Source organism: Cupriavidus sp. WS, from assembly GCF_000395345.1.
Lineage (GTDB): Bacteria > Pseudomonadota > Gammaproteobacteria > Burkholderiales > Burkholderiaceae > Cupriavidus > Cupriavidus basilensis_B.
The window spans coordinates 1-6,111 of sequence record NZ_AQPL01000229.1 but is presented as its reverse complement, the minus strand read 5'-3'; the positions used below and the strand labels follow the sequence as shown (position 1 = coordinate 6,111).

Genomic DNA, 6,111 nt, shown 5'->3' with positions numbered 1-6,111 from the left:
GCGTGCCACCTCGGCCCCGCGCAGTTCGCGCTAATTGAGAAGGAAATCATGTTCAGCAACCTCCTCAACGCACTGTTTGGCGCCCGCGCGCCCGCCGCGCTTGCCCGCTCGGCCCAGGCCCGCTGGGAGCCGTGGCTGCAACCAATTCGCCCCGATGCCCCGGTTGGCGACGATCCCGGCTACGACGACGGCTTCCTCGCTATCAAGGAGGAAGTCGCCAAGTTGTCCGATATCGACGACGCGCTGATCATGGAATCCGCAGGCGAATTGCTCAAGTATGTCGCCAAGGATGTGCGCCTGGCGGCATACTATGCTTACGGATGTATGCGGCGCGAAGGTGCGGAAGGGGTAGCCTGTGGCTTCGAACTGCTGTCGGCGCTGATCGACCGTTTTGGCGCCGAGATGCTGCCCACCCGCGCCGAGAGCCGCAAGGCCGCGCTCGAATGGCTGGCTGGCGCCACGTTTACCGACCGCCTCGACCGGGTGCAGGGCTTGACCGGCGCGCCCCTGGAGCGGACGCTCTCCGCGCTGGCCCTGATCCTGGAGCGCACCGCGCAGTGGCCGGAGTCGGCGCGCCCTGCGCTCGACGGGCTATTCCGCCGCTTCGAAGAGCGCGTCGAGTCTCCACTGGCCGCCGAGAGTACCGGCATCGGTGAGCTATCAAGACCATCCCCCACCTCGTCGACCTTCCCGCCTGCCGCCGGCGAGGTGGCCTCCACGCGCGACCTGCTCGACCGGACGCGCCAGATGGCGCTCTTCCTGCGCGAGCAGCCCCAGGGCTATCTCGCGGCGTATCGCCTGATGCGCTGCGTGCGCTGGGATACGCTGACCGACGTGCCGCCGCATGAGGCGAGCGGCAAGACCCGCCTGTTGGCGCCGCGCGCCGAACTGCGGGCCCAGCTCAGGCGCCTGCTGCTGCAAAAGCAGTGGCCGGAACTGCTCGACCGCGTCGAACAGGCTTTCGCCGAAGGGGCGAACCACTTCTGGCTGGACTTGCAGTACTACGCCTTCACCGCCCAGGACCAGGCGGGCGGCGAGTATGCCCGCGTGCGCGACCTGCTGGCGACCGATTGCGCGCTGATGCTCGAGCGCCTGCCCGGCCTCGATCGGCTGGCCTTTACGGATGGCACGCCGTTCGCGGACGACGCCACGCTTGAGTGGATCGCGCGCCATGCCACCGTGCGCGATGTGGAGCGCGGCGAAGCGGTGGCACCGGTATCGGTCGCATCCGCCAGCACCGACTGGGCGGAGACGGAAGCCCAGGCGGCCGACCTCGCCGCCCAGCAGAGCCTCGATGCCGCCTTCGCCTGGCTGCAGGGCCTGCCAGTGCCCGATGGCGAACGGGATCGCTTCGTCCGGCAACTGGTCATGGCGCGCGTGGCCGAACGGGCTGGCCGGCCGGACACAGCCTTGCACCTGCTGTCCGCTCTCGATCTGGCTGCCCAGCGCTTCCAACTGTCCGCCTGGGAGCCGTCGCTCGCATTCGAAGCCAAGCAGCAACTGCTGCGGCTGCTCAAAGCCCGCCTGACCCGCAAGGACGCGGACAAGTCCACGCTGACGCAGCGCATCGACGCACTGGTGGGCGACCTGACCGCCATCGACCCGGCCCGCGCGGTGGCCCTCGCCTAGCTGCAGAACCAATTACCTATTTCATGAACCATCCCACCCAAGACAACGAGATCCTGCGCTACTACGAGGCGGAGATGCGCTACTTGCGCGAGGCCGGGAAGGAGTTCGCCCAGGCATTTCCGGACCGCGCGCGGATGCTCAACATCGACCGCATCGGCGAGCGCGATCCCCACGTTGAACGGCTGTTCGAGGGCTTCGCCTTCCTGATGGGGCGGCTGCGCCATAAGCTCGACGACGAATTGCCGGAACTGACCGAGGGACTGGTCAGCATGCTATGGCCGCATTACCTGCGCATGATTCCCTCGCTGTCGATCCTCGAACTGACCCCGACCGCCGGCGCGTTGCAACGCCACGAGACGTTGCCGGCCGGGCTGGAAGTCACGTCCGACCCGATTGCGCTGAGTACCCAGGCCGCCAACGGCGGCGACAGCGTCGAGTGCATCTATCGGACCACGCAACCGGTCGATTTGTACCCACTGCGGCTCACTGAAGCCAGTGCTCACGCGCGCGAGGATGGCCGCTCGGTGATCCGGATGCGGCTCGCACTCCAGATGCAGGGGCGCCGCGAGCAACTGGCGGTGCCGCGCCTGCGGCTCTACCTCCATGCCGACCGGCCATTGGCGCTGGCGCTCTATGCCGCGCTCACCGCCGAGCCGCTGGCCGTGCAGGTACGGGTCCCGGGCTACCCGGCCGACCGGCCCGGTGCCCCCCAGCCGATGGCGGGCCTGCGCCTGGAACCGGCGGGATTTGCGGCCGAGGAGCGCCTCTGGCCCAAGCCTGACAACGCCTTTGGCGGCTACCAGTTGCTGCTGGAATACTTCACTTTCCCCGAGAAATTCATGTTCGTGGACCTGGTGGGGCTGGACATGGACGCCATCCCGCAAGATGCGGAGCATTTTGACGTGGAGGTGGTACTCCACAAGCCGTTTCCGGACGACATGCGCTTCTCGGCCGAGAACGTGCGGCTCTTCTGCACGCCCATCATCAATCTGTTCGAGCTCGAAGCCAACCCGATCTCCGTCACTCACTTCGAGACCGAGTACCGGGTGCGGGCGATGGAGCAGCATGGGCAGCATGTCGAGGCATATTCCGTCGATACCGTACGCGGATTCGAAGCCGGCAGCGGCCAGCGCTTCGAGTACGCGCCGTTTGCGGCGTTCCGCCACCGGGGCGGCATGCTGCGCCACGAGATGCCGGAGCGCTACTTCCACACCCGCGTGCGTCGCGGTCCCTCGGGCAGGTTCGACACCTGGGTCGTCCTTGGTGGCCATGCTTGGGAACAGCAGCAAACCATGCCGCAGGAAACCCTGTCGCTATCGGTGACCGGCACCAATGGCATGCTGCCGCGCAAGGGCTTGCGCGAGGCCGGCATCACCCGCATGCGTGGCGGCTTCACCAATATCGGCACGGTGCGCAACCTGACTGCGCCGACCCTGCCGGTATATCCCCCCACCGGCGACCGCTTTCACTGGCGGGTGCTGTCGCATCTGGCGCCGAACTACCTGTCGCTGCTCGATGCCGAAGTCTTGCGCGGCAGCCTGGCGCTGTACGACTGGACGGACGGGGAACTGAACCGCCGGCGCATCGATGCCATTTCCGACGTGCGGCACCGTCCGCTCCAGAAGCTCGTCAAGGGAGGCCTGCTGCGTGGCGTGGAGATCGTGGTGACACTGGACAGCCCCCGTTTTGCCGGCGAGGGAGACGTGGAACTGTTCGGTGAAATGCTCAACCGGTTCCTGTCGCTGTACGCGACCGTGAACTTGTATACCCGGCTCGTGATCGTGTCTCAGCCCACCGGCAAGCGTCTGGCGTGGCCAGACAGCAAAGGGGAGGGGGCTCCGTTTTGAGCATGACAGACCAGGTTGCGACGTCCTCCCCGGCCGGCGCCTTGCTGCCGGCGCTGCTCGCCAATGCGCCACGGATGAATGTCTTCCGGCTCTGCGAACTGATCGAGCTGTCCGCGCCGCGGCACCCGCCGCTGGGTACGACCGATTCCCCGGCCAACGAGCCTGTGCGTTTCCGCTCGCATGGGCGGCTGGGTTTCCCGGGGCGGGAGATCCAGGCAATCGAGCACGACAGCGACCACCCCGATCGGCCGCCCGTGGTCCGCACGACCTTCCTTGGCCTCTATGGCGTCGATGCGCGCATGCCGTCCTACTTCGTGGACGAAATTGCGCAGTGTCGCGACGGGGCCGAGCCGCTCGCAGCCTTTCTCGATCTGTTCCACCACCGGATTGTCACGCAGTTCTACCGCGTCGCACGCAAGTATCGCTATCCGGTGGGTTTCCGTCCGGGCGGCCAGGACGACGTGTCGCGCTATCTGTTGAGCCTGCTCGGGCTGGGTTTCGGCGAGATGGAAGCCGGCCAGGTCCGGATCGAGGACACCGTTGGCACGCAGAAACTGCTGTCGATGCTGGGGCTGGCCAGCCAGCGCACGCGCACGGCCGAAGGCCTGGCCGGCGTATTGCAACACGCCGTGCCGGACGCACGGATTGCGGTCGAGGAGTTCTACCCCGTGTGGGTGCGCCTCGACGCCGACGAACGGATGCCGCTCGGAGAGAACTGCGTGCTGGGACGCGGCTTCTACGATCGCGCGAACACCGTGCGCGTGGCGATCACGCCGCAGACACGGGAATCGGTGCTGGAGCTGATGCCGGGCAGGCGTATGCATGGGGAGGTGATGGCGCTGCTGCGCTTTTATCTCGGCTACGCAGCGCATGCCCATCTGGAGATGCGGGTAAGACCCGCGCTGATGCCGGCGCCAGCCCTGAATTCGGACCAGGTGAGCCTGGGTTACACCACGCAACTGCGGTGTCCGGCGGTGGCGGAAGCCAACGACGTCGACGGCGCCATGCCGGGCATGACGCGCGTGCAACTTGGGACATGGAACGGAGCTGGCGCAGCGTAGCAGGCAGCAAAGCTGTGCCGGCCGCGCGCAAGACGAATGCAACACGAAAACCTGATACGCCAAGAGGATCAATACGATGGGGCGACAGCTTCAAAATAGAGCCGGACTGCTGGTTGCCACCCTTGTTGTGGCTGGCTGCGGCGTTGGGCAAGGGATCAAGGACAGCACGGTGGAGGCGGCGAAGTGGGTCTTCACGACGCAGGTCAAGACCATGAACCTCGACCTCACCAGCCGGTTGTCGTTAAATGCTGACGGCGCCGGACAATCGTTGTCGACGGTGGTGAGGGTTTACCAACTGAAGACGCCGCAGGCCTTCGAGCAACTGAGCTACGCGCAACTGCAGGCCAACGATCTCGAGTCGCTCAAGCCCGATCTGCTGGCAACCAGGGACGTCATCCTGCGCCCGGATGCGAGCGTGAGCCTGAGTGAGCCGATGCACGCCGATGCCGGGTATGTCGGCGTGGTGGCGTTCTTCCGCAGAGCGGACAAAGAAGCGGTCTGGAAGGTGGTCGTGCCGAAAAAGCAGTGGAAGAAGACCGACCCGGTGAAGATCGAGCTGCGGGGCAGCACGCTGCAGTTGGCGGGTGTTTCCGCCGATGGCCGCGGCATTGGGAATGGCGGTATCACCCCGCGTCTGACGATGGCGCAGTCGGCTGCCAGTTCGCAAATTCCTCCGCCATGTGCGGAGGAATCCCAAAAAAGTGGCATTCTAGACGCATTGACCGGTTCGCCGGAGACCTGAAATCCGGTGTGACCACCGTTGGCGTACCGCATGTTCGCGCTTCGCCAAGGGTGTTTCGGTAACTGAGTTGCGGGTTTTCTTATCGATTCCCCCGCGCCACCAGCCTCAGCCGGCCGCCAGGCTCACGCCCTGCGGGCCTTGCTGGGTGCGCCCGTCCTTGCCGTACAGCGTGCCGCCGGTGTCGCCGCGCTGGCGCAGCGTCTGGATGGCTTCCTGGGTGAACTCCAGGTGCGCGTCCACCACGGCCGCGTTGAGCGTGTTGGCGTCGCGCGCCATGCGGGCGGCGAACAGCAGGTTGCGCCAGGCTGTCTCGATGGCGGGGGAGAGGTCGCGCCCGGTGATCTGGCCGCCGGCGCCGAGCCGGATTCCCATCGCGCCCATCTGCGCCTCGCGCGTGCGCGTCTGCGTCTGCAGCAGGCCGGCCAGTTCGACCTTGCGCTCCAGCAGGCCGACCAGCGCCTGGTAGTCGCCCGCCTTGATCATGGCGCGCTCTTCGCCCAGCACGGCGGCGAATTCCTTGGACAGCTCGGTTTCCCGGGCGAGGTTCTGGATCAGGGACTGGCTCATGGCTTGCCTATGTTACGTGGGTTGGCTTGGCCGCCGCGGTGTGTGGCGCGTCAGGCGCCGCCGTTGAGTTCGCGCAGCGACGCCAGCAGACCGTCGGCGATCTTGCTGGGGTCGATCTTGATGCGTCCTTCGGCGATCGCCTGGCGGATTTCGTCCACCTTGGCGGTATCGATATCGTCGTCGTGGTCTTCCACCAGGCGCGCGCCGATCTCGCGCACCTGCGCGGCCAGCGGGCTGACGCGCACGCCGGCGGTTTCCGGGGCGG

Annotated in this window: 6 protein-coding genes; 4 read left to right on the top strand and 2 right to left on the bottom strand. The window is 66.5% G+C overall.

The genetic code is table 11. The features are described from left to right. Positions 1–48 precede the first annotated feature (48 nt). The 4 genes from tssA to tssJ all read left to right on the top strand — a co-directional run bounded on the left by tssA (position 49) and on the right by tssJ (position 5,279). Positions 49–1,629: a type VI secretion system protein TssA gene (gene tssA / locus K206_RS0119115; protein ID WP_020203998.1), complete on the top strand. Its 1,581-nt coding sequence runs from the start codon at positions 49–51 to the stop codon at positions 1,627–1,629. 23 nt (positions 1,630–1,652) lie between these two features. Then, entirely contained in the window at positions 1,653–3,476 is a 1,824-nt protein-coding gene (tssF, locus tag K206_RS0119110) for a type VI secretion system baseplate subunit TssF (RefSeq protein WP_020203997.1), read from the top strand. A gap of 74 nt (positions 3,477–3,550) precedes the next feature. Then, the gene (tssG, locus tag K206_RS0119105) at positions 3,551–4,537 is read left to right on the top strand and encodes a type VI secretion system baseplate subunit TssG (protein WP_020203996.1); all 987 of its coding nucleotides are present in this window, start codon (positions 3,551–3,553) and stop codon (positions 4,535–4,537) included. A gap of 76 nt (positions 4,538–4,613) precedes the next feature. Then, positions 4,614–5,279 (top strand): type VI secretion system lipoprotein TssJ, encoded by a 666-nt coding sequence (tssJ, locus tag K206_RS38710; protein WP_020203995.1) that lies wholly within the window; start codon positions 4,614–4,616, stop codon positions 5,277–5,279. A 105-nt stretch (positions 5,280–5,384) separates the two neighbouring features. Here tssJ and K206_RS0119095 read toward each other — a convergent pair whose 3' ends face one another. Then, the gene (locus K206_RS0119095) at positions 5,385–5,846 is read right to left on the bottom strand and encodes a flagella synthesis protein FlgN (protein ID WP_020203994.1); all 462 of its coding nucleotides are present in this window, start codon (positions 5,844–5,846) and stop codon (positions 5,385–5,387) included. A gap of 50 nt (positions 5,847–5,896) precedes the next feature. Continuing rightward, positions 5,897–6,111 (bottom strand): flagellar biosynthesis anti-sigma factor FlgM (flgM, locus tag K206_RS0119090; protein WP_020203993.1); only part of this gene is annotated, 215 nt, incomplete at its 5' end.

What these genes read in the sequence shown, in the direction of transcription:
- tssG (WP_020203996.1), top strand. Translation starts at nt 3,551, where the DNA reads ATGAATGTCTTCCGGCTCTGCGAACTGATCGAGCTGTCCGCGCCGCGG.
- tssA (WP_020203998.1), top strand. Translation starts at nt 49, where the DNA reads ATGTTCAGCAACCTCCTCAACGCACTGTTTGGCGCCCGCGCGCCCGCC.
- tssJ (WP_020203995.1), top strand. Translation starts at nt 4,614, where the DNA reads ATGGGGCGACAGCTTCAAAATAGAGCCGGACTGCTGGTTGCCACCCTT.
- K206_RS0119095 (WP_020203994.1), bottom strand. Translation starts at nt 5,846, where the DNA reads ATGAGCCAGTCCCTGATCCAGAACCTCGCCCGGGAAACCGAGCTGTCC.
- tssF (WP_020203997.1), top strand. Translation starts at nt 1,653, where the DNA reads ATGAACCATCCCACCCAAGACAACGAGATCCTGCGCTACTACGAGGCG.